The following is a 20364-nucleotide window of genomic DNA, read 5'->3' as shown; positions in this document are numbered from 1 at the left end:
CCGGCCGGCCGTCAGGCGGTGGAGCCCAGGCGTGCCAGCAGTTTCTGCGTGGACATCATCGCGCCGCCGAGGACCGCCGGCAGCCCGCCACCGGGGTGGACGGAGGCGCCCACGCGCCACAGCCATGGGCGCAGCGGATCCGAGTAGGGCGGAAGGTGGAACGGGCCGCTCATCCACGCGGGCCGCACGGCCCCGTAGAGCGCCCCGCCCGCCGAACCGCGCTCGCCGAAGTAGCCCGGGTCGAGGATCTCGTGGCTGCCGAAGTAGTTCTCGATCGGTTCGGGCAACCCGAGGACGCGCGTCGTCCGGTCGAGCTCACGGCGCACGAACGGGTCCTCGAGCGAGTATCTCCGGCCGTTGGCCGGCGCCGTGAGCAGCAGTGCGAGCGTCGCCGAGCCGTTGGGGTAGACGCCGTGCGCGGGATAGTAGTTCGCGAAGGCCATGGTCTGGTCGGGTTCCTCCCCGGCCTCGAGGCTTGCGTAGAGCGCCGCCGGATCGTCCGGCATGACCACGCCGTGCCGGGCCGTCCCCTCGGGGAGCGGCCGTGCCAGGACGGCGTAGATCCCGATGGCGGAGCAGGTGAGCTTCCGCGGCAGCCGCGGGGCACGTCCGGCCAGCAGCCCCGCGAGGCGGTGCGCGTCGAGACCGCTGACGACGGCGTCGGCCGGGTAGTTGCCCGCGGTCGTGGTGACCCGCCGTCGTCCGATGCGCTGCGCGGGCTCGCCCGTGCGGATCTCCACGCCGGCGTCCTCGGCGATGCGCCGGAGCGCCAGCACGAGTTCGTAGACGCCGCCCTCGGGGATCCAGACGCCGTCCTGGGCCATGATGGCGGGCATGCTGGCGTAGAGGGCGGGCGTCCGGGTAGGGCTGACGCCCGCATTGAGCGTGTGGATCGCGATGACCTCGCGGAGCCCCTCGGGCAGCCACGGCAGGCTGTCGAGATAGCTCCGCGTGGTGAGCCTCCGCCCGTACAGTCCACCGAGCTTGGCCAGCGTGGGGTAGGAGGACTTCTCGAGCGGGCCCGTGGTGAGGAGGCGCGACACGTCCTCCCCGAGGACGCCGTGCTCCGCCGCGAAGCGGGTCCAGGCCGGGTGCCACGGATGACCCTCCGGTACCGGCAGGGCGCACGCCTCGCCGCGGTAGTAGTAGGTCCCGACCTCCGGAAGCCGTTCGAGGCGGAGGCAGGCGATGTCCGCGGCCGGCGTCGCGTCGGCGGGGGCGACGGCGTCGAGGAGGCGCAGGAGTTCCTGCCACACGCTGGGAAAGGTGACGAGCGACGGCCCCGTGTCCATGCGCTGCCCCGAGACCTCGACGCGGCGGCTCTTGCCGCCCACGTGGTCCGACGCCTCCAGCAGGGTCACGCCGTGGCCGGCGCGTCCGAGGAGGGCGGCGGCCGTCAGGCCACCGATACCGCCTCCCACGACGACGACCCGGCTCATCGGTAGAGGCCCAGCGTCAGGGCGACGACGAGCTGGACGCCGGCGACGGTCCCGGCCACGTAGGGGAAGGCGATCGAGTACCGGTACAGCCGATGCCCGGTCTCCGGGCGGGGATCCCGGTAGAGGCCCAGCAGCAGCCAGCCCGCGATCACGGTGTTCACGACGGCGACCGGGATGTTGACCACGGCGAAGCACGCCGTCGACACCGCCCACCAGGCGCCGCTCCAGGCGACGACGCCGCGGGGCCCGAGCCGCACGGCCGTCGTCGTGATGCCCACTCCCCGGTCCTCGTCGATGTCCTGGACGGCGTCGTAGGTGTGCTTCGCCGCACTCCAGGCCATCAGGCCGAGGGCGGCGGCCCAGACCGGCGTGTCACCGAGGGCGTAGGGGACGAAGACGAGCGGGAACGCGTAGGCCGCGTTGCTGAGGGAGTCGAGGTACGGCCGGGCCTTGAAGCGCAGCGGCGGCGCGGAGTAGAAGACGAAGACGAGGGCGTACAGGGCGATCCAGGCGAGGGCCGCCGGGGGGAAGGTGGCCGTGAACCATGCGAGGAACGGCAGGTTCGTGACGAGCACGGCGATCCAGATGGAGCGGACCTCCGAGGCCCTGATCCTGGCCCCCTCGAGCGATCCCTTCCGCGGATTCAGGGCGTCGGTGTCCTGGTCGAAGATGTCGTTCACGCCGTAGATGAGCAGGTTGAACGGCAGGGTCAGCCAGACCAGGAGGGCGAGGGCCTCCCACTGCCAGAAGGTCCCGGTGAGCCACATGCCGACGACGCCCGTGCCGAGCGTGTTGATCCAGAGGACCGGCCGCGAGATGTGGACCATGCGCAGCGCCGCTGGCGCAAAACCTGCCTGGGGCACTGCTGGTGTCCTCCTCGGACGGGCGGCGCGCACCCGGGGGCTCGGGCCCTCGTGCGCTGGATGCTCCCAGCCTACGTGGTCGCCGATGTGCCCGGTGCCGGGTGCCGGACGTGCGCCCTCTGTGAAGGGGGTGGGCCGTATGTGTCTAGAATCATAGGCGGGCCCGACGGCGTGCTCCTGATGCACCATCACACCCTCCTCGAAGGAACCCCACGCCATATGAAGATCGGAATCCTCACCAGCGGCGGCGACTGCCCCGGACTCAACGCGGTCATCCGCGGCGCTGTCCTCAAGGGCATCAAGGTCCACGACCAGGAGTTCGTCGGATTCCGGGACGGCTGGCGCGGCGTCGTCGAGGGCAACATCGTCGACCTCCCCCGGCATGCGGTGCGCGGCATCTCCAAGCAGGGCGGCACGATCCTCGGGACTTCCCGCACCAACCCCTTCGAGGGCAACGGCGGAGCGGACGTCGTCAAGGCGAACATGGAGCGCCTCGGCATCGACGCGATGATCGCGATCGGCGGCGAGGGCACGCTGGCGGCGGCGAAGCGGCTCACGGACCTGGGCGTGAAGATCGTCGGCGTCCCCAAGACCGTCGACAACGACCTCGACGCCACCGACTACACCTTCGGCTTCGACACCGCGGTGCAGATCGCCACCGAGGCCATCGACCGCCTGCGCACCACGGGCGAGTCCCACAGCCGCTGCATGATCGCCGAAGTCATGGGCCGGCACGTCGGGTGGATCGCCCTGCACGCCGGCATGGCCTCCGGCGCCCACGCCATCCTCATCCCCGAGCACCAGACCAGTGTGGAGCAGATCGCCGAGTGGGTGTCCACGGCCAACGCCCGCGGGCGCGCGCCCCTCGTCGTCGTCGCCGAGGGCTTCGTCCCCTCGCACATGGAGCAGGCGCACTCGGAGCGCGGCCTCGACACCTTCGGCCGTCCGCGGCTCGGCGGGATCGCGGACCAGCTCGCGCCCGAGCTCGAGGCACGCACCGGCATCGAGACCCGCGCCACGATCCTCGGCCACATCCAGCGCGGCGGCGTCCCGACGTCGTTCGACCGCGTGCTCGCCACACGCCTCGGCATGGCCGCCGTCGACTCCGTGAGGGACGAACTCTGGGGCACCATGGTGGCGCTCAACGGCACGGAGATCGCCCACGTGGGCTTCGAGGCGGCGCTCGGCAACCTCAAGCGGGTCCCGCAGCACCGCTACGACGAAGCCTCCATCCTGTTCGGCTGACCCGTGGACCTCGATCCCGGCACGGTCTCGATCATCCAGCTCGCCTGGTCGCGGCTGCTCGGACTCGACGACGGCGCCCTCGCCGGCGGCTCCGACCGCCTGTACGCGGTGGACGACGGCGCCTCGGTGCTGACCTTCGTGACCCTCTTCGGCCGCGAGGTGCTCAAGGGACCGGGCTGGGCCGTGGACGCGGGACGCACCATGTCCGGGACGGAGCTGCGCAGCCACTCGACGCTGCTCACGCTCAGCAGGGAGCATGGCGGACGCGGTCTCGGCGAGGCCCAGCTGTATTTCTGTGACGACCTGCCGCGGTTCGAGGGCCTCCCTGCCGTCGTGTCCGGCGAGGCCTCGCTCGTCCGCGAGCTCGAGCGCCGGTGCCCGCCGGACGACGTCGCCGAAGCGGGCCTCGCAGCGGTGGAGCACCCGTTCGTGCTCATCGACGAGGGCGACGCCGACTCGGCGCCCACTCCCCTGTCCGGCGCCGGTTACGACATCTGGCAGGGCATCCTGGCGCACATCGCCGTCATCACCCCGCCCGAGGAACGACGCAGGGGTTATGCCGGGCGGGTTGCCGCGGTCGCGGTCGAGGAGGCGATGGCCGCCGGGCTCGTGCCGCAGTGGCGCGCGCGGACGGACAACACGGCGTCCCAGCGGACCGCCCGACGGGCCGGCTTCGCCTTCGCGGGGACGCAGACCTCGGTCCTCCTGGGCGCCTGAGCGCCTCCGCCCCGGGGAGAAGCCGGCAGTCGGACCCGGGCACTTCCTTCTGGCGAGTCCATAGCCAAAGCACCCCGACGAGAGCATGCTTGTCCTGTCGGGGCTCCAGGAGGAGAGGTCATGAACATTGCCCTTTGGATCGCGTCCGGCACCCTTGCAGTCTTCTTTCTGGCTGCCGGTGTCACGAAGACCTTCCAACCCATCGACAAGATCGTGTCCCAGGGTCTGACCTGGGCGAAGGACAAGCCAGGCTACGCGCGCACCGCTGGTGTCTTCGAGATCCTCGGTGCTTTGGGGTTGATCCTCCCGGGCATCTTCCGGGTGGCCACTTTCCTGGTCCCGGCAGCAGCACTGGGGCTGGCGTTGATCATGGCGCTGTCGATCGCGTTTCACCTTTCGCGTGGCGAGAAGGGGTTCACCATCAACATCGTGGCTCTGCTACTCGCCTTGTTCGTGGCCTGGGGACGCTCCACCGCGTGGGCCCTCCAGTAAGCGATCGGCCCTGCAGCGGGCGGTCCTGCAGGGAAGATCACAGCCCTGTCGCGAACCCGGCGCTGGCCGTCAGCCGAGCAGCCCCAGGAGCTCCGTCCTACCGAACATCTCGGCTGCGGCCCGGGCCGACGGCGTCCCGGCGTCGGCGTCCGCTCCCGCCTCGACGAGCAGCCGTACGACGTCGTCGTGCCCCTTGAAGACGGCACCCGCGAGGGGTGTCTGCCCCCGGTCGTTGACCTGGTCCGCTTCCGCTCCGCGGGCCAGCAGATAGCGCACGATCGCGGGATGACCGTTGTACGCGGCGAGCATCAGCAGGCTGTCGCCCGCGGTGTTCGTCAGGGTGAAGGGCACCCCGGCGTCGAGGTACCGCACCAGTGTGGCGGTGTCACCGGCCCGCGCGGCGTCGAACAGGACGTGTGCGAGGGCGATCGCCGCGGCCGCACCGGCGTCGTCCGTGGGGCCCTGACCGGCGTCGGCGCTCATCGCGGGGCCTTCAGGAATCCCGAGGCGCGCCCGACGACCTGCCCGGCATCCGTCGCCACGATGACTTCCTGGCCGGCGGCGTAGGCCTCGTCCCCGTCCTGCACGAGCAGAACCGCGGACGCGTCCACGGACCGCTTGAGCACGGCGAGGGCGATCGGGCCCATCTCGTAGTGGTGGGCGACCGACGTCACCCTGCCCACCGTGCGGCCCTCGCTGAGGACCGGGCTTCCGGGCGCGGGGAGGGTGTGCTGGCTCCCGTCGAGGTGCAGGAAGGTGAGCCGGCGCGGCGGGTGCCCGAGGTTGTGCACGCGGGCGATCGTCTCCTGGCCCTTGTAGCAGCCCTTCGCGAGGTGGACGGCGGTGCGCATGAGGTCGAGCTCGTGGGGAATGGTCTTCTCGTCGGTCTCGAAACCGGGCCGGGGACGCCAGGCCGCGATCCGCAGGGCCTCGGCGGCCAGCGAGCCGGCCAGTGCGCGTCCCGTGGCGGATACCGCTGCGTCCAGGTCTGCGCGCGGCACGAGGTACTCGAACCAGGGCCGCTCGCGTCCCGGGTGCTCGTGCTCGTCGACGACCGCGTAGGAGTATCCGCCGGGAACGACGGTGGGCCAGGGGTCCTCCCACACGACGGCGTTCCCGCCCGGTGCGGGCAGGGTCGTCGTCGATCCGAGCACGGCCCAGGCCTCCGTGGCGTCGGCGACCTCGACGCGGAGCATGAACTTCATGCGTCCCAGCCAGGCGGCCAGTGGCGCCGCCTCGCCTCCCTCGGTGATGAGCCAGGTGGTGGCGCCGTCGTCGACGACGTGGGCCGCGTACTCGATCCGGCCCTGCACGGTGAGGAGGAGCGTCTCGGAGCTTCGGCCGGGCCGGAGATCGAGGAGCAGCTGGGAGGAGAGCGTGTTGAGCCAGCTCAGGCGGTCGGGTCCGGAGACGGTGACGACGCCGCGCTGCGACAGGTCGACGACGGCCTCCCCTACGGCCAGGAGCCGCTGCTCACGGAACGGGTCGCCGTAGTGGGATGCCACACCGGCGTCGGCTCCGCCGCCGTCGACGGCACCGGGTCGGCTCAGCAGGGGGCTTCGTGGGGTCATGTGATATCACAACGCCTTCCAGGCGGGACTATTCCGGGATGTCGCCGACGGGCGGCCTACGGACGGTTCAGGAGATCTTCCTGAGGATCGCGGACGCGTGGGCCTCGAGGGAGTTGCCCTGGGCCGCGACGTCCCAGCGCCAGTACAGGTTGCCGTCCACCAGGCCGAACAGTCGGGTGGCGGCGGCGTACTCCTTGGAGTGCTGGCCGCGCATCACGAGGTCGGTACTGAGCTGGATCTGCGGGCCCTTGATGCTCCCGTAGTAGAGCTCGGCGATACCGCCGGGGTGCACCACGGTGGCCGTGATGTCGAAACCCCCGGAGTCGTTGCGGAACTGCTCCACCTCGTCGGCCGTCTTGAGGGCCGGGACGATGTCCGCGGGGTTGAGGCCGGGGCCGACGTCGGAGTCGTTCAGCTTGCGGTCGAGCGCCCAGAAACCGGTCTCGACCGAGAGCGGGCGCAACTGCGCGCCCTGCTCGTCGATGAGCCAGGATTCGGCGCTGTACTGCAGGTACGGCAGACCGTTCTGCGAGAACACGACACGCTGCGAGAAACGCTCCGAGTCGGCGGTACCTTCGCCGAGCATCCCCGTCCCCTCCCAGGTTCCGAGGAGCCACGACAGTGGGACGAGCTCGGGTGTCAGGTCGGTGGGCAGGTCGATCGACATAGGGCCTCCGGGGTCAGTCGGCTACTTCTGGCCCTTGTACAGGCGCGTGATGACGAGGGCCGCGAAACCGGCCATGCCGAGACCGGCGACGACCAGCAGCGAGATGAAGAAGATTTCAAGGGCGAGGATGGACATGCTCCCATCCTAACGCCCGGTCCGGACAGCGGAGGAACGTGCGCAGAGGTCGCTCGTCCGGCCCGGGCGAGCCGGACCCCGGCCGGGATCGGCGGCCCGGCTCAGGCGAGGAACAGCGTGTCGAGGAAGTACACGACGGCGCCGATCGCGAGCACGGGGGTGACGCCGGCCGCGATGGCCGCGATCAGGTCGATCGGCGCCTCCCGGGCGACGAGCAGCCGCCGGGTGCCTGCGATCACGGCACCGCAGGCGAGCCCGACGACCGCGGCGGCGAGGGCCGGCACATCGGTGAAGAGCAGCGCTCCGAGCGGGCCGGCGAGCGCAGCGAGGACGACGGCTGCGGGTGCGACGAGGCGGTCCGGCAGGGGCAGCAGGCACACGGCGATCGCGATGAGCATGCTGACGCCGGTCACGAGCGTCATGCCGGAATCAGCGGCGTTGACGGCCAGGCGGTCCGTGGCGACCCAGCCCGAGCCCATGCTCACGGCCACGACGCCGGAGCTCGCCCCGAGGGTCGATTCCAGCCGGAGGCTCTGACCGGTCCCGCGCAGGAGCTGGATCATGAAGACCGCGCCGACGCCGAGGGCCACGGAGATCGGGAACCAGGCCATGAAGAACGGTCCGGACACGGTGGCGGCGAGGACCACGGCGAGCAGTGCGGCGAGTCCGATCGCGGCCGCCAGGCTCTTCTTGGCCGGTACGCGGAGGATGGAGGGCCACCCGATGGCGGTCAGGACGCAGAGGGCGCCGACGGCCACAGCGACCGCCGTCGCCGAGATGTAGGAGGACGCGACGACCGCTCCGGTCGCGACGGCCGCGGCTCCGGCCGCTGCGGCCACACTCGTCCTCTTCACCCGAGCAATACTGCCCTACCCGCGCTGGTGGGCGGAAAAGCTGCGCCGCCGGTGGCCGCCGTGCGTGTGGTGCATCACAGGGCGGAGGCTATACTTGACCAAATTTCGACCGCACACTCCTCCCCGTCCGGGGGGATGGCGCCGTTGCCCGATGATGCGCATTCCCGACCCGTGGAGGACACATGCCGCACATCCTGATGCTCACCAATTCCACCGGCTCGTCCGTGGACATCCTGCCGGCCCTGGAACTGCTCAATCACAAGGTGCACATCCTCGCGGCGGAACCCACGGCGCTCCTCGAGACGGAACCCTGCGACGTCGTCCTCGTCGACGCGCGCAAGGACCTCGTGGGCGCCCGGTCCCTCACCCAGCTCCTGAAGGCCACCGGCCTCAGCGCGCCCCTCCTGCTCGTGCTCACGGAGGGAGGCATGGCGGCGGTCGCCGCGAACTGGCTGGCGGACGACGTCGTCCTGGACTCGGCGGGCCCCGCGGAGGTGGAGGCGCGGCTGCGGCTGGTGATCGCACGTTCGACGGCGGCTGGCGAGCAGGCGAGCACCGAGATCCATGCGTCCGGCGTGGTGATCGACGAGGCCAGCTACACGGCACGGGTGGGCGGCGAGCCCCTGAACCTGACGTACAAGGAGTTCGAGCTCCTCAAGTACCTGGCCCAGCACCCCGGGCGTGTGTTCACCCGCGACCAGCTCCTGCACGAGGTGTGGGGCTACGACTACTACGGGGGCACCCGCACCGTCGACGTCCACGTGCGGCGACTGCGGGCGAAACTCGGCTCGGACCACGAGCAGCTCATCGGCACGGTCCGGAACGTCGGGTACCGCTTCACGCTGACCCGCCTGCCCGAGGACCGCAGTTCGGTCAACCAGGACGCCTGATCCCACGCGAAAGCCCCTTCCATCCGCGGGTGGAAGGGGCTTTCGGTGTTCCCGGCTGAGCCGGTAGGAGTGGAGGACATACGGGTCGAACGTATCGCGGGCGCCCCACTGGCGCATCCCCCTCGAGCAGTTCCCGACACTACCGCACCAGCCGCGCGACCACCAAACCGTGGGATGGGCGGGACTAGGCTGGGCGCATGACCGCCGCGCAGCATGCCCCCACCTGGTCCGTCAGCAGGATCGCCGGAGCCCCGCCCACGGACGTCGTCGACGAGGTACGGCGCCTCGCGGCGTCCGCCGCCGAGGCCGACGGCAACCCGCCACTGTCCGAGCAGACCCTCCTCACCCTTCGAGCCCCCGACGCCGGTGACCGCCTGCTCGTCCTCACGGCCCGCACCTCCGAGGCGCCGGACAGCGAGCTCGCCGGGGTCGCCGTCGTCACGCACGGTTCCGGGGACGGCGCCGTGCTCGAGCTCGTCGTCGGGCCCGACTGCCGCGGGGAGGGTGCCGGGACGGCCCTGATCGAGGCGGTCCTCGCCGAGGGGATCGCCGGGCTCCGCGGCTGGTCCCACGGCAACCATTCCGCGGCATCGGACCTTGCAGCACGGTTCGGCTACGCCCCGGTGCGGGAACTGTGGAGGATGCGCCTGACCCGTGCGGCCGTCACGGAATCGGTCCCCGCCCTCCAGCTGCCCGACGGCGTCGTGCTGCGCTCGTTCGTCCGCGGGCAGGACGAGGAGGCCTGGCTCGCGGCCAACGCGGCGGCCTTCGCACACCACCCCGAACAGGGCGCTACGACGCGCAGGGATCTCGACGCGCGGATGGACGAGGACTGGTTCGACGCCGACGGCTTCCTGCTCGCCGTCCGCGAGAGCGACGGCGCCCTCCTCGGCTTCCACTGGACCAAGGTCCACCCCGCGGTGGGGGCCCACCCGGCGATGGGCGAGGTGTACGTGGTCGGCGTGACGCCGGAGTCGCAGGGCATGGGCCTCGGCAAGGCCCTGACGATCGCCGGCATCGAGCACCTCCACGCCCGGGGCCTGCAGGCGATCATGCTGTACGTCGACGCCGACAACACGGCCGCCGTGGCGCTCTACCGCGCGCTCGGGTTCACGCGATGGGACGTCGACGTCATGTACGCGGCCAAGGCGGCGCACCCCACCTTGTAAGGTTGAATCGAGGTGTCCCCCGGCCTGTCGGTGCGGGGTTCCCGCCACCATGACCGCCCACGCTGCAGGAGACGCTATGGATTCAGGAATCAAACGCCGGGGTGCGTCACTGTACGGGTCCTCGGAGACGGCTCCGGCCCGGGCAACCCAGGACCGCATCGACATCCCGGAGTTCGCTCCCAGCCTCCTGCCGTCCGGCGACATCCGGGCGGACCGTTTCCTCGACCGCGAGATCAGCTGGCTCGACTTCAATGCGCGCGTCCTCGAGCTCGCGGAGGATCCGGACCTCTTCCTGCTGGAGCGGGTCAGCTTCCTGTCGATCTTCGCGTCGAACCTCGACGAGTTCTTCATGGTGCGGGTCGCCGGCCTCAAGCGCCGGATCGCCACGGGCCTCGCGGTGCCGTCGGCTGCGGGCCTCAGCCCCATCGAGCAGCTCGAGAAGATCATGCAGGACGGCTACCAGCTGCAGCAGCGGCATGCCGCCGTCTTCGCCGAGCACATCCGGCCTGCCCTCGCCCGCGAGCAGATCCACCTCACGACCTGGGAGGAACTGGACGACACCGCCCGCGCCGACCTGCACAAGATCTTCGCCGAGAAGGTCTTCCCGATCCTCACGCCCCTCGCCGTCGACCCGGCCCACCCATTCCCCTACATCTCGGGGCTGTCCCTCAACCTCGCCGTCGTGGTCCGCAACCCCGTCAGCGAGAAGGAGCTCTTCGCCCGTGTGAAGGTGCCGGACCAGCTGCCGCGCCTCATGTCCGTGGACGGGCCGCGGGCGGGCAACATCGCCGGGCGCATCGCCCGTTTCATCCCGCTCGAGGAAGTCATCGCCGTCCACCTGGACCAGCTCTTCCCCGGGATGGAGGTACTCGAGCACCATCTTTTCCGGGTCACGCGCAACGAGGACCTGGAGGTCGAGGAGGACGACGCCGAGAACCTGCTGCAGGCCCTCGAGAAGGAACTGCTGCGCCGCCGGTTCGGGCCGCCCGTCCGCCTCGAGGTCACCACGGACATCAATCCCAGCATCCGGGGGCTGCTCTCGCGGGAACTCGGCGTGGAGGAGGACGAGGTCTACAACCTCCCGGCACCCCTGGACCTGCGGGGCCTCAGCGTGATCGCGGGGATCGACCGCGGAGACCTGCACTTCCCCAAGCACGTGCCCCACACCAGCCGCCACCTCAACGAGAGCGAGACGTCGAAGGCGGCGAACGTCTTCGCTGCGATGCGCCGGCGGGACATCCTGCTGCACCACCCGTACGATTCCTTCTCCACCTCCGTCCAGGCGTTCCTGGAGCAGGCGGCCGCGGACCCCAAGGTGCAGGCCATCAAGCAGACGCTGTACCGGACGTCGGGCGACTCCCCCATCGTGGACGCCCTGATCGACGCCGCCGAGGCCGGCAAGCAGGTGCTGGCGCTCGTGGAGATCAAGGCACGCTTCGACGAGCAGGCCAACATCTCCTGGGCCCGCAAGCTGGAGCAGGCCGGCGTGCACGTGGTGTACGGCATCGTGGGACTCAAGACCCACTGCAAGCTCTCGCTCGTGGTGCGGCAGGAGATTGACGGCCTCCGCCGCTACTGCCACATCGGCACCGGCAACTACCACCCGCGCACGGCCCGGTACTACGAGGACCTCGGCCTGCTGACCTCCAACGAGCAGGTGGGCGAGGACCTGTCGCGCCTGTTCAACCAGCTGTCCGGATATGCCCCGAAGTCCACCTTCAAGCGCCTCCTGGTGGCTCCGCGGTCCGTCCGTTCGGGTCTGATCGACCGCATCGAGCGGGAGATCGCGAACAAGCATGCCGGGCTCGCCGCGCGCGTGGTCATCAAGGTGAACTCGATGGTCGACGAAGCGATCATCGACTCGCTCTACCGCGCATCGCAGGCGGGGGTCAAGGTGGACGTAATCGTGCGCGGTATCTGCTCGGTACGGCCCGGGGTCCCGGGATTGAGCGAGAACGTCACGGTGCGCTCCGTACTCGGCCGGTTCCTCGAGCACTCGCGTGTCTTCGCCTTCGCGAACGGCGGGGAGCCGGCGGTGTTCATCGGATCGGCTGACATGATGCACCGCAACCTCGACCGCCGCGTCGAGGCGCTCGTGCAGCTCAGCTCGGCCGAGGACATCTCCTACCTGATGAACCTGATGGATCGCTACATGGACCCGACGGTCTCCAGCTGGCACCTCGACGAGACCGGCTGCTGGACCCGGCACCACAAGGACGCCGACGGCGCGCCGCTCGAGGACATCCAGTCGTCGCTGCTCGCCTCCCGCGCCCGCCAGCGGGCAGTGTCGCGCCGCTGATGGTTCCACCCACGAAGGATGCCACCATCGCGACGGCGACCGGCGGCTCGGCGGTCGTCGCTGCAGGCACGCTGTGCTGGCGGATCGAGAAGGGCTCGCTCGAGATCCTGATCATCCACCGGCCCCGGTACGACGACTGGTCCTGGCCGAAGGGCAAGCTCGATCCGGGCGAGACGACACCCGAGTGCGCCGTCCGCGAGACCCTCGAGGAAGTGGGACTGAGTGTGAGGCTCGGCATCCCGCTGGCAACCATGACCTACCCGGTGAACTCCGGTGACAAGACGGTGTACTACTGGGCGGCGAGGATCGAGCGGTCCACCCCGGTGCCGGACGGCAGCGAGGTGGACGCTCTGCGCTGGGTGTCCCCCGAGGAGGCCCGCGCCGTGCTGAGCAACCCGACCGATGTCGCACCGCTCGATTCGCTCATCGAGGCGCACCGTGCCCGGAACCTCCAGACGTGGCCCCTGATCGTGGTCCGCCATGCGAAGGCCAAGCCGCGTTCGTCGTGGAGCAGGGCCGAGGGTGAGCGTCCTCTCGCCGCCACCGGCCGCCGGCAGGCCACCGCCGTGAGCCGCCTGCTCCAGGCGTGGACCCCCGAGCGCGTGGTGAGCAGTCCGTGGGTGCGGTGCGTCCAGACGATCTCGCCCTACGTGAAACAGCGCAGCGCGAAGCTGAAGCTCGTGGACGCCCTGACCGAGCACGACGCTAGGAGGAAGCCGGCGCGAACCCGTGCCGCCATCGAGCGGCTGCTGGACAAGCGCCGGCCCGTGGCGATCTGCACCCACCGCCCGGTGCTCCCGTCCGTCCTCTCGGTGCTGCGCCGCCACATGCCGGACCACCTGCACGAGCTCCTGCCCGTCGAGGACCCGCACCTCGCGCCCGGCGAGGCGGTGGTCTGCCAGGTGAGCAGCGCGAACCAGGGGCGCATCGTGTCCGTGGAGCAGTTCCGCGCCTACGACGACTGAGGTCAGTCCCTGACAAGCGGTCCATCCAGGCGCCTGTCGAGCGCCTGTCGACAGTGCGTCAGGCGCACCTCCGTCCGTCCGCCGGCGAGGACGGACAGTTCATCCGGCGTCAGCGGCCTGATCGCCCCCGTTCATCCCTCGTTCATCCATGGTGCCTAGTGTCGGACGCTCACGCAGCGCCCGGCACCGACGACAGGAACGCTCCCATGGCCGATGTGAAGAGCCTCGTACGGGCACTCGCACCGCACGAGATCGAGCAGATCCACCGGATCGGACCTGCAGGGCCGCTCACACCGAAGCTCATGCACGCCATCGATCGCGCTGCCGGCGGGCCGGGCGAGGGCCGTGGTTACTACGTGTACGGACGGCGTGCCGATCCTGACCGGCCGCGACCGTTCGTCCTGCGCGACGACGTGTGCGCCGAATTGTTCGACGGCCACTAGGACCACCGCCGCCCACCCGCTCTTGTACCGATTCCCTGCCCGGATGGCCACTCGGCCCGATCCTCGGGGACGATGATGGTGTGAAGCGACTTCCCGGCACCCAGGCTCACGACCCCCCGGTCCCCGGCATGCCGGTCACGGCCGGCGATCCCAGCACCCCGGCTTCGAGTACCCCCTCCCCGGGCCTGCCGACCACGGCCGCCGACCCGGCCGACCCCGCAGGCCTGCCTCCGGGCACCGTCCTCCGGTTGCGGAGAATCGGCCCGGGGACCGGCCTCCCTCCCACCACTGCGATGCTCCGCTTCCTCGACGACGCGGAACGCGCGCGGGCGGCCCGGACCGTCGATGCCACGCAGTCCGCGTCCTTCATCGCGGGCCGGTACCTCCTGCGTGAGCTTGTCGCCGACCTGCTCGGGACTCGGGCGGGCCTTCTCGTGTCCTGCTTCCAATGCCCTGCCTGCGGACCGGATGGCGTGTCCGATCATGGCCGACCGGCCTACCGGCTGCGGGGCGAACGCGTGCCGCTGGCACTCAGCCTCTCCCGGGCCGAAGGTTTCGTCCTGCTCGGAGCGCTCGAAACGCTCGAGGGGCATGGCACGGCCGGCATGGCCAGGACAGTTGGGACGCTCGGTACGACCAGCACGACCAGCGCGGCCGGCACGACCGGCACGGCCGGCATGGCCAGGACAGTTGGGACGCTCGGTACGGCCGGCACGGCCAGCACGGTCGGCACGGCCGGGCCGGTCAGTACGCACAACCCGCACACGGCTCGTGGGACCCTCGAGACGCCGGCATCGCGTGGCGCAGGCGGGACGCCCCGACCGGGGCTCGGGGTGGACCTCGCAACCGTCGCGGCGGTGGACTTCGACGGCTTCGACGACGTGGCCCTGACTCCCGGCGAGCGCCGGGCGGTCCGTGAACTTCCGACCGCCGAGCGAGGGACGGCCCGTGCACGTCTGTGGGCCCGCAAGGAGGCCCTCGTCAAGGCTCTGGGCACGGGCTTCGCCGATCGAGGCCCGGACGCGGTGGAGGTGCTGCGGGAGTGCAGCATCATCGATCTTCCCTCCGTCGGCGGAGAAGCACTGGAGCCCCTGGGTCTCGTGGCCGCCGTCGCCGTCGGCCCCTGAAGAACCGACCGATCTGGGAGGAGCCGAGCGGCCGGTGAGGGGTCGGCCGGGGCGGGACGTGCTGCCCTGCCCGGACAGCGTGCCCGGCAGGGCTACGTGCCGGTGAAGAGCGGGCCTACCCGACGCGGCAGATGACCCCGGAGGAGGAGGCCTCCTCGAGCGCCAGGACAGCACGCGTCACAGGACGGGTAGCGGCCTCGAGAGCAGCCACGGCACCAGGAGGTCGCCGACGCCGGCACCGGGGAGCGTGCGCACCGCGAACGCGATGAAGTCCGCCGTGGTGGCCGTCCCGAAGCGGTGCTCGCTGGACCAGGAACGCAGCAGGGCGAAAAATGCGTCGTCGCCTGCGGTCTTCCGGAGCGCGTGCAGTGCGAGGGCGCCGCGCTTGTACACGCGGTCGTCGAACATGTCGACGGCGCCGGGGTCGGCCAGGACGAGGTCCTGGGGTGCCCTGCTGAGGCGCTGGTGTGTGGACCGCGCGTGGGCGTCCGCCGTCGTCGACCCGCTGGCTTCGGACCAGATCCACTCGGCGTAGCAGGCGAAGCCCTCGTGCAGCCAGATGTCCTGCCAGCGCGCCGCGGTGACGGAGTTCCCGAACCACTGGTGCGCGAGTTCGTGGGCGATCAGCCGCTGCGCGTCCCACCCCTGGTCCAGGTGGTTGCGCCCGATGATGGAGAGCGTCTGAGCCTCGAGGGGGATCTCGAGGTCGTCGTCGGCGACGACCACGAGATACTGCGGGTAGGGGTAGGGCCCGAAGCACTCCTCGAACACGGACATCATCTCGTGCTGGCGCACCAGCGACGCCTTGGCTGCGGGGGCGAGCGACGGCGGCACGGCGGCGTACAGCGGGACGGGGGCACCCTGTGCGCGCGGCGTACCCGGGGCGGGCAGGCCGACGGCGGGCCCTGAGGGGTCGTTCAGTGCCACGAGGGCATAACGACCGATCTGCACCGTCGCGAGGTAGGTGGCCATCGGTTCCGCCTGCTCGTAGGTCCAGGTGGTCCGGCTGGACCTGTCGATCCGCGAGACGAGGACGCCGTTGCAGATGGCCCGGTAGCCGGCGTCGGTGGTCACCGCAATCCGGTAGGCCGCCTTCTGCGAGGGGTGGTCGTTGCACGGGAACCACGACGGCGCTCCGGTGGGCTGACCGGCCACGAGGACGCCGTCGGTCAGTTCCTCCCACCCGATCTCGCCCCAGATCCCGGTGAGGGGGCGGGGATTGCCCTCGTACCGGATGTCGAGCTTGAACGTGGCCCCGGCCGGCACCGGGTCGCGGAACCCGATGACGAGTTTGCCCGCGCGGTCCTTGAAGGACCGGACGCGGACGGTGTCGGAGGTGATCCTCGTGGTACGGAGCCCCTGGAGGTCGAGTTCGAGCTGGAGCAGGCCCCGGTGAGTAGTCACGGTCAGGGCCGCGCGACCGGTCAGGCGGTTGCTCGAGAGCCGGTAGTCGAGGGCGAGGTCGTAGTGCGCGACGCGATAGGAGGTGCTGCCATTGGTCGGGGTGTACGGGTCAGGCGAAAAACTCTCGGAACTGGTGCTCACGCACCGTCTCCCGGGCCCGACCACGAACTGACCGGGTTGCCCATCCAGTAGGTCCCTGCGGGGACGGTCTCGCCACGCATCACGAGCGACGCCGGCCCCACGGTGCCACCCTGGTCGATCCGGGCGGCGGGCAGGATCACGCTGTGCGGGCCGAGGGTTGCTCCTGCGGCGAGCTCCACGGTGTCCATGCTCATGATCCTGTCATGGAAGAGATGCGTCTGCACGACGCATCCGCGGTTGACAGTGGACCCGGTACCGAGGCTCACCAGGTCCGCTTCGGGCAGCCAGTAGCTCTCGCACCAGACTCCGTGCCCGATCTTCGACCCCAGCGCCCGCAGCCACCAGACCAGTGACGGCGTGCCACTGGCGGCCCGGGCGAACCACGGGGCGCTGACGCTCTCGATGAACGTGTCCACCACCTCGTTGCGCCAGATGAAGGAGCTCCACAGCGGGTGCTCGCCCGCCGTGATCCGGCCGACCAGCAGCCACTTCGCGATGACGGCGCTGGTAGCAGCCACGGCGCCCAGAACGGTGAAGACGACGCCGCTCAGCAGGGCTGCCACGAGGTAGCCGCCCCAGAGGGCGAGCGCGTCGAAGATCACGAGGGCCAAGGCGGCGATCGTGACCGTGAGGATGACCGGCACCACGCGGCACAGCTCCCAGAACGCGCGCGCCGCCTTCAGGCGCGTGGGGGGTTGGAACGTGCGGCTCTGGTCCCCCGTGACGGCGAGCCGGCGCAGACGGGAGGGCGGACTGCCCAGCCAGGAGCTGCCCGCCTTGGCCTTGGCCGGCGTGGCGGACAGCACCGCGACGAGCGAGTTCTTCGGTACGCGCCGACCCGCCGACGTCATGCCCGAGTTGCCGAGGAAGGCGCGCCGGCCGATCTTCGCGGGCGCGATGCGCAGGTACCCGCCCCCGAGCTCGTAGGAGGCGACCATCGTGTCGTCCGCGAGGAAGGCACCCTCGCCGATCGTCGTCATCTTCGGGATGAGGAGCACGGTGGACGCCTCGACGTTCCGGCCCACCCGCGCCCCGAGGAGCCGCAGCCACACGGGCGTGAACAGGCTTGCGTAGAGCGGGAAGAGGAGGTCGCGCGCCATGTCGAGGGTCCGCTCGGTGGCCCAGATCTGCCAGCCGATGCGGCTGCGCGCGGGGTAGTGGCCCTCCCTCAGGCCGATGCCCAGTATCCGGACCGTGGCGAGCACCAGGGCTGCGGTGGTGACGAGCCAGAGGACGGCGGCAAGCGCTACAGGTCCCATGAGGGACGGCCAGGCCGAGGACAGGGACGGTGCGCCCCGCAGGGCTGCCACGACGGGCAGGGCGGCGACGACGGCGGCGACGTACGGGATGAGTGCGAGCGCGCCCGAGGCCGCGGCGAACGCCACGAAGGCCAGGCGCGTGTGCCGGCGGGAGCGGGCCGGCGGGGCGTCGGGCCAGTCCTGCTTGGCCCTGCCCCCCCGGGTGGCCGGCGAACCCGCGAAGAGCTGCCCGGGCCGGACGGCGCCCTGCACCGCCGAACCGGGGGCCACCTCGGCGCCGGCGCCGATCCTCGCACCCGGCATCAGTGTGCTGCGTGCCCCGACGACGGCTCCCGCGCCCACGGTGATCGCGCCGATGTGGATACGGTCTCCGTCGATCCACCAGCCCGAGAGGTCCACCTCCGGTTCCACGGACGCGCCGGCTCCGAGGGTGAGCAGACCCGTAACGGGCGGGACGGAGTGGAGGTCGACGTCGGGCCCGATGCGCGCGCCCAGGGCCCGCGCATAGACCTGGACCCAGGGTGCGCTCGCGAGGCTGACCGCCCCGACGCTGTCCGAGATCTGCTCGGCGAGCCAGAGCCGCAGGTGCACCCTGCCGGATCGCGGGTAGACGCCGGGCTCCACGCCGCCCAGCAGGAGGCGGGCCGCGAGGACGGAGAGGCCCATGCGCCCGAACGGGCTGACGAACACGAGCCAGGACAGCGCCACCCACCACCAGGACAGGGTGGCCGCCGAGGTGAGGACCCCGAGCCCGGCGAGGACGTTGCTCGCGATCATCGCGTAGGTGAGCCAGCGCATGCCCGCGAGGAACTGCAGCGGGATGCCCATGATCGTCTGGAAGACCTGCGACCGGCGCGCCGTGCGCCGGACCGCGCGTTCCGGGGTGGGCGGCTGTTCGTCGCCGTCGCCCGTCCCGGCGGCGAAGGAGGCGAGCGCGCCGAGCCGCGGATGGGCGTAGATGTCGGCAACGGTGATGACCGGATAGCGGGTGCGGATCAGCGACACGAGCCGGGCGGCCGCGAGGGACCCGCCGCCGTGGAGGAAGAAGTCGGCGTCCTCGTCGGCCGGGACGGTGCCGAGGACGGCGGCCCACTGGTCCGCGATCCACCGTACGCGCGGGTCGAGGTCCTCCAGGCTGCCGGGCCCGCTCGGGTCGCCCACGCCGGCGAGCGGCCAGGGCAGGGCATTGCGGTCCACCTTGCCGCTGGTCTTCGTGGGCAGGGAGTCGGTGACGGTCAGCAGCGGGACGAGCGCGGCGGGCAGCTCCTCGGCGAGCAGCGTGCGGAGCACCGCGAGGTCCGGGTCGCCGTCGGCCGGGACGAGGTAGCCGACGAGGAGCTGATTGCCCGACGGCGTCGTCCGGACGGCGGCGGCGGCGCCGGCGATCCCGGGCAGGGCCTGGAGCGCCGCATCCACTTCACCGAGCTCGATGCGGCGCCCGCCGAGCTTCACCTGATCGTCGGCCCGGCCCACGAAGACCAGTCCGGCTGCCTGCAGCTGCACGAGGTCGCCCGAGCGGTAGGCACGGCTCCACCCGAGCGTCGGCATCGCGGCATACTTCTCGGCGTCCTTGGCCGGGTCCAGGTAGCGGGCCAGCCCCACTCCCCCGATGATGAGCTCGCCGGTGCCGTCCTCCGGCACGGGCAGGCCGGACTCGTCGACGACGGCGAGATCCCAGCCGTCCAGGGGCAGCCCGATGCGCACCGGGCCGTCCCCGCCGAGCCGTGCGGCGCAGGCGACGACGGTCGCCTCGGTAGGGCCGTAGGTGTTCCAGACCTCGCGGTCGTGGACGACGAGGCGCTGCGCGAGGTCCGGAGGGCATGCCTCCCCGCCGAAGATGAGGAGGCGGACGTTCTCGAGGGAGTCGGCGGGCCACAGAGCCGCCAGCGTGGGCACGGTGGACACGACGGTGATCCCGCGGGCGATCAGCCAGGGACCGAGGTCGACGCCGGTGCGCACGAGTGCGCGGGGGGCCGGCACGAGGCATGCGCCGTGCCTCCAGGCCAGCCACATCTCCTCACAGGAGGCGTCGAACGCGACGGAGAGGCCGGCCAGGACGCGGTCGGTGGGCCCGAGGGGTTCGTGCTGCAGGAACAGGCGCGCCTCGGCATCGACGAAGGCGGCCGCCGAGCGGTGCGAGACGGCGACGCCCTTCGGCGTACCCGTGGAACCGGACGTGAAGATGACCCATGCGTCGTCGTCCGGTGTGGGGTCTCCGGTGATCCCCCGGCGTCCGCCCGGCCCGGTGGCCACCGACAGGCCGTGCCCGACGACGGCGGCTGCACGCGCTTCCGCGAACACGACGCGGGCGCGCTCGTCCGGGTCGTCGGCGTCGACCGGCACGTAGGCCGCACCCGCCGCGAGCACGCCGAGGATCGCGATGTACAGCTCGTTGGTGCCCGAGGGGAGGCGTACCCCGACGGTGTCACCGCGCCCCACGCCGGCGTCGCGCAGGACGGCGGCGAACCGGTCGGCGGCCGCCACCAGCTCGGTGTAGCTGAGGTCCTCGGTGCCGTCGTCGAGCGCCGAGGCGCTGGGGTGTTCCGCGGCCGTGGCCCGCAGGATGTCGAGGAGTGTGCGGGGGGATGGCGCCCGCCCGGACGCCGTGAACCGCGCGGCGGCGGGGGCGGTGTCGGTCTGGGGCGTGGGTGTGGTCACGGCTGGATTCTTCCGGTGCGAAATGA

17 protein-coding genes are annotated in these 20364 nt (G+C 71.2%); 9 read left to right on the top strand and 8 right to left on the bottom strand.

Annotation, left to right across the window (positions count from 1 at the left end; all coding sequences use genetic code 11):
* Nucleotides 1-11 precede the first annotated feature (11 nt).
* Both AC4D2E_RS01675 and AC4D2E_RS01670 read right to left on the bottom strand, forming a co-directional pair.
* Nucleotides 12-1439 (bottom strand): phytoene desaturase family protein, encoded by a 1428-nt coding sequence (locus tag AC4D2E_RS01675; protein ID WP_490951487.1) that lies wholly within the window; start codon nucleotides 1437-1439, stop codon nucleotides 12-14.
* Nucleotides 1436-2302, bottom strand: a complete 867-nt coding sequence (locus AC4D2E_RS01670) for a UbiA family prenyltransferase (protein ID WP_490951486.1) — start codon at nucleotides 2300-2302, stop codon at nucleotides 1436-1438. The genes AC4D2E_RS01675 and AC4D2E_RS01670 overlap by 4 nt, the downstream gene beginning before the upstream one ends.
* A 219-nt stretch (nucleotides 2303-2521) precedes the next feature.
* On the opposite strand from AC4D2E_RS01670, the gene AC4D2E_RS01665 reads away from it, so the two are divergent.
* The 3 genes from AC4D2E_RS01665 (at nucleotide 2522) to AC4D2E_RS01655 (ending at nucleotide 4756) form a co-directional block, all read left to right on the top strand.
* Complete coding sequence (locus tag AC4D2E_RS01665; RefSeq protein WP_104166421.1) at nucleotides 2522-3547, top strand: 6-phosphofructokinase; 1026 nt, start codon at nucleotides 2522-2524, stop codon at nucleotides 3545-3547.
* Between the two features lie 3 nt (nucleotides 3548-3550).
* On the top strand, nucleotides 3551-4264 hold the full coding sequence (locus tag AC4D2E_RS01660; protein ID WP_490951485.1) for a GNAT family N-acetyltransferase: 714 nt from the start codon (nucleotides 3551-3553) through the stop codon (nucleotides 4262-4264).
* A gap of 120 nt (nucleotides 4265-4384) precedes the next feature.
* Complete coding sequence (locus AC4D2E_RS01655) at nucleotides 4385-4756, top strand: DoxX family protein (RefSeq protein ID WP_104166425.1); 372 nt, start codon at nucleotides 4385-4387, stop codon at nucleotides 4754-4756.
* Between the two features lie 69 nt (nucleotides 4757-4825).
* On the opposite strand, the gene AC4D2E_RS01650 is transcribed toward AC4D2E_RS01655, so the two are convergent.
* The 4 genes from AC4D2E_RS01650 to AC4D2E_RS01635 form a co-directional block, all read right to left on the bottom strand.
* Nucleotides 4826-5239, bottom strand: a complete 414-nt coding sequence (locus AC4D2E_RS01650) for an ankyrin repeat domain-containing protein (protein ID WP_490951484.1) — start codon at nucleotides 5237-5239, stop codon at nucleotides 4826-4828.
* Complete coding sequence (gene ygfZ / locus AC4D2E_RS01645; protein WP_490951483.1) at nucleotides 5236-6327, bottom strand: CAF17-like 4Fe-4S cluster assembly/insertion protein YgfZ; 1092 nt, start codon at nucleotides 6325-6327, stop codon at nucleotides 5236-5238. The genes AC4D2E_RS01650 and ygfZ overlap by 4 nt, the downstream gene beginning before the upstream one ends.
* Before the next feature lie 67 nt (nucleotides 6328-6394).
* On the bottom strand, nucleotides 6395-6994 hold the full coding sequence (locus AC4D2E_RS01640; protein WP_104166431.1) for a heme-binding beta-barrel domain-containing protein: 600 nt from the start codon (nucleotides 6992-6994) through the stop codon (nucleotides 6395-6397).
* Nucleotides 6995-7230: 236 nt separating this feature from the next.
* Nucleotides 7231-7983 (bottom strand): hypothetical protein, encoded by a 753-nt coding sequence (locus AC4D2E_RS01635; protein WP_490951482.1) that lies wholly within the window; start codon nucleotides 7981-7983, stop codon nucleotides 7231-7233.
* 182 nt (nucleotides 7984-8165) lie between these two features.
* On the opposite strand from AC4D2E_RS01635, the gene AC4D2E_RS01630 reads away from it, so the two are divergent.
* From AC4D2E_RS01630 to AC4D2E_RS01605, 6 genes are all read left to right on the top strand, one after another.
* Complete coding sequence (locus AC4D2E_RS01630) at nucleotides 8166-8873, top strand: winged helix-turn-helix transcriptional regulator (RefSeq protein WP_104166433.1); 708 nt, start codon at nucleotides 8166-8168, stop codon at nucleotides 8871-8873.
* A 197-nt stretch (nucleotides 8874-9070) separates the two neighbouring features.
* On the top strand, nucleotides 9071-10042 hold the full coding sequence (gene mshD, locus AC4D2E_RS01625) for a mycothiol synthase (protein ID WP_490951481.1): 972 nt from the start codon (nucleotides 9071-9073) through the stop codon (nucleotides 10040-10042).
* A gap of 76 nt (nucleotides 10043-10118) precedes the next feature.
* Nucleotides 10119-12341 (top strand): RNA degradosome polyphosphate kinase, encoded by a 2223-nt coding sequence (locus tag AC4D2E_RS01620; protein WP_490951480.1) that lies wholly within the window; start codon nucleotides 10119-10121, stop codon nucleotides 12339-12341.
* Nucleotides 12341-13306: an NUDIX hydrolase gene (locus AC4D2E_RS01615; RefSeq protein ID WP_490951479.1), complete on the top strand. Its 966-nt coding sequence runs from the start codon at nucleotides 12341-12343 to the stop codon at nucleotides 13304-13306. The genes AC4D2E_RS01620 and AC4D2E_RS01615 overlap by 1 nt, the downstream gene beginning before the upstream one ends.
* 206 nt (nucleotides 13307-13512) lie before the next feature.
* A complete protein-coding gene (locus AC4D2E_RS01610) occupies nucleotides 13513-13749 on the top strand; it encodes a hypothetical protein (protein ID WP_104166441.1) in 237 nt (78 codons plus the stop codon).
* A gap of 80 nt (nucleotides 13750-13829) precedes the next feature.
* Nucleotides 13830-14876 carry a 4'-phosphopantetheinyl transferase family protein gene (locus AC4D2E_RS01605; RefSeq protein WP_490951478.1) on the top strand — a complete coding sequence of 349 codons (1047 nt, stop codon included), beginning with the start codon at nucleotides 13830-13832 and terminating at the stop codon, nucleotides 14874-14876.
* Nucleotides 14877-15053: 177 nt separating this feature from the next.
* Here AC4D2E_RS01605 and AC4D2E_RS01600 read toward each other — a convergent pair whose 3' ends face one another.
* Entirely contained in the window at nucleotides 15054-16421 is a 1368-nt protein-coding gene (locus AC4D2E_RS01600; protein ID WP_490951477.1) for a M1 family metallopeptidase, read from the bottom strand.
* Entirely contained in the window at nucleotides 16418-20338 is a 3921-nt protein-coding gene (locus AC4D2E_RS01595) for a Pls/PosA family non-ribosomal peptide synthetase (protein ID WP_490951476.1), read from the bottom strand. The genes AC4D2E_RS01600 and AC4D2E_RS01595 overlap by 4 nt, the downstream gene beginning before the upstream one ends.
* Nucleotides 20339-20364 lie beyond the last annotated feature (26 nt).

Source organism: Arthrobacter sp. TJ-265 (genome assembly GCF_058269135.1).
Note: the sequence above shows the minus strand (reverse complement) of the source record. Positions and strands in the feature narration are given on the sequence as shown.

Excerpts from the sequence above, each read along its gene's own strand:
- AC4D2E_RS01675 (WP_490951487.1), bottom strand. The coding sequence starts at position 1,439 with ATGAGCCGGGTCGTCGTCGTGGGAGGCGGTATCGGTGGCCTGACGGCC.
- AC4D2E_RS01665 (WP_104166421.1), top strand. The coding sequence starts at position 2,522 with ATGAAGATCGGAATCCTCACCAGCGGCGGCGACTGCCCCGGACTCAAC.
- AC4D2E_RS01655 (WP_104166425.1), top strand. The coding sequence starts at position 4,385 with ATGAACATTGCCCTTTGGATCGCGTCCGGCACCCTTGCAGTCTTCTTT.
- AC4D2E_RS01650 (WP_490951484.1), bottom strand. The coding sequence starts at position 5,239 with ATGAGCGCCGACGCCGGTCAGGGCCCCACGGACGACGCCGGTGCGGCC.
- ygfZ (WP_490951483.1), bottom strand. The coding sequence starts at position 6,327 with ATGACCCCACGAAGCCCCCTGCTGAGCCGACCCGGTGCCGTCGACGGC.
- AC4D2E_RS01640 (WP_104166431.1), bottom strand. The coding sequence starts at position 6,994 with ATGTCGATCGACCTGCCCACCGACCTGACACCCGAGCTCGTCCCACTG.
- AC4D2E_RS01630 (WP_104166433.1), top strand. The coding sequence starts at position 8,166 with ATGCCGCACATCCTGATGCTCACCAATTCCACCGGCTCGTCCGTGGAC.
- mshD (WP_490951481.1), top strand. The coding sequence starts at position 9,071 with ATGACCGCCGCGCAGCATGCCCCCACCTGGTCCGTCAGCAGGATCGCC.
- AC4D2E_RS01620 (WP_490951480.1), top strand. The coding sequence starts at position 10,119 with ATGGATTCAGGAATCAAACGCCGGGGTGCGTCACTGTACGGGTCCTCG.
- AC4D2E_RS01615 (WP_490951479.1), top strand. The coding sequence starts at position 12,341 with ATGGTTCCACCCACGAAGGATGCCACCATCGCGACGGCGACCGGCGGC.
- AC4D2E_RS01610 (WP_104166441.1), top strand. The coding sequence starts at position 13,513 with ATGGCCGATGTGAAGAGCCTCGTACGGGCACTCGCACCGCACGAGATC.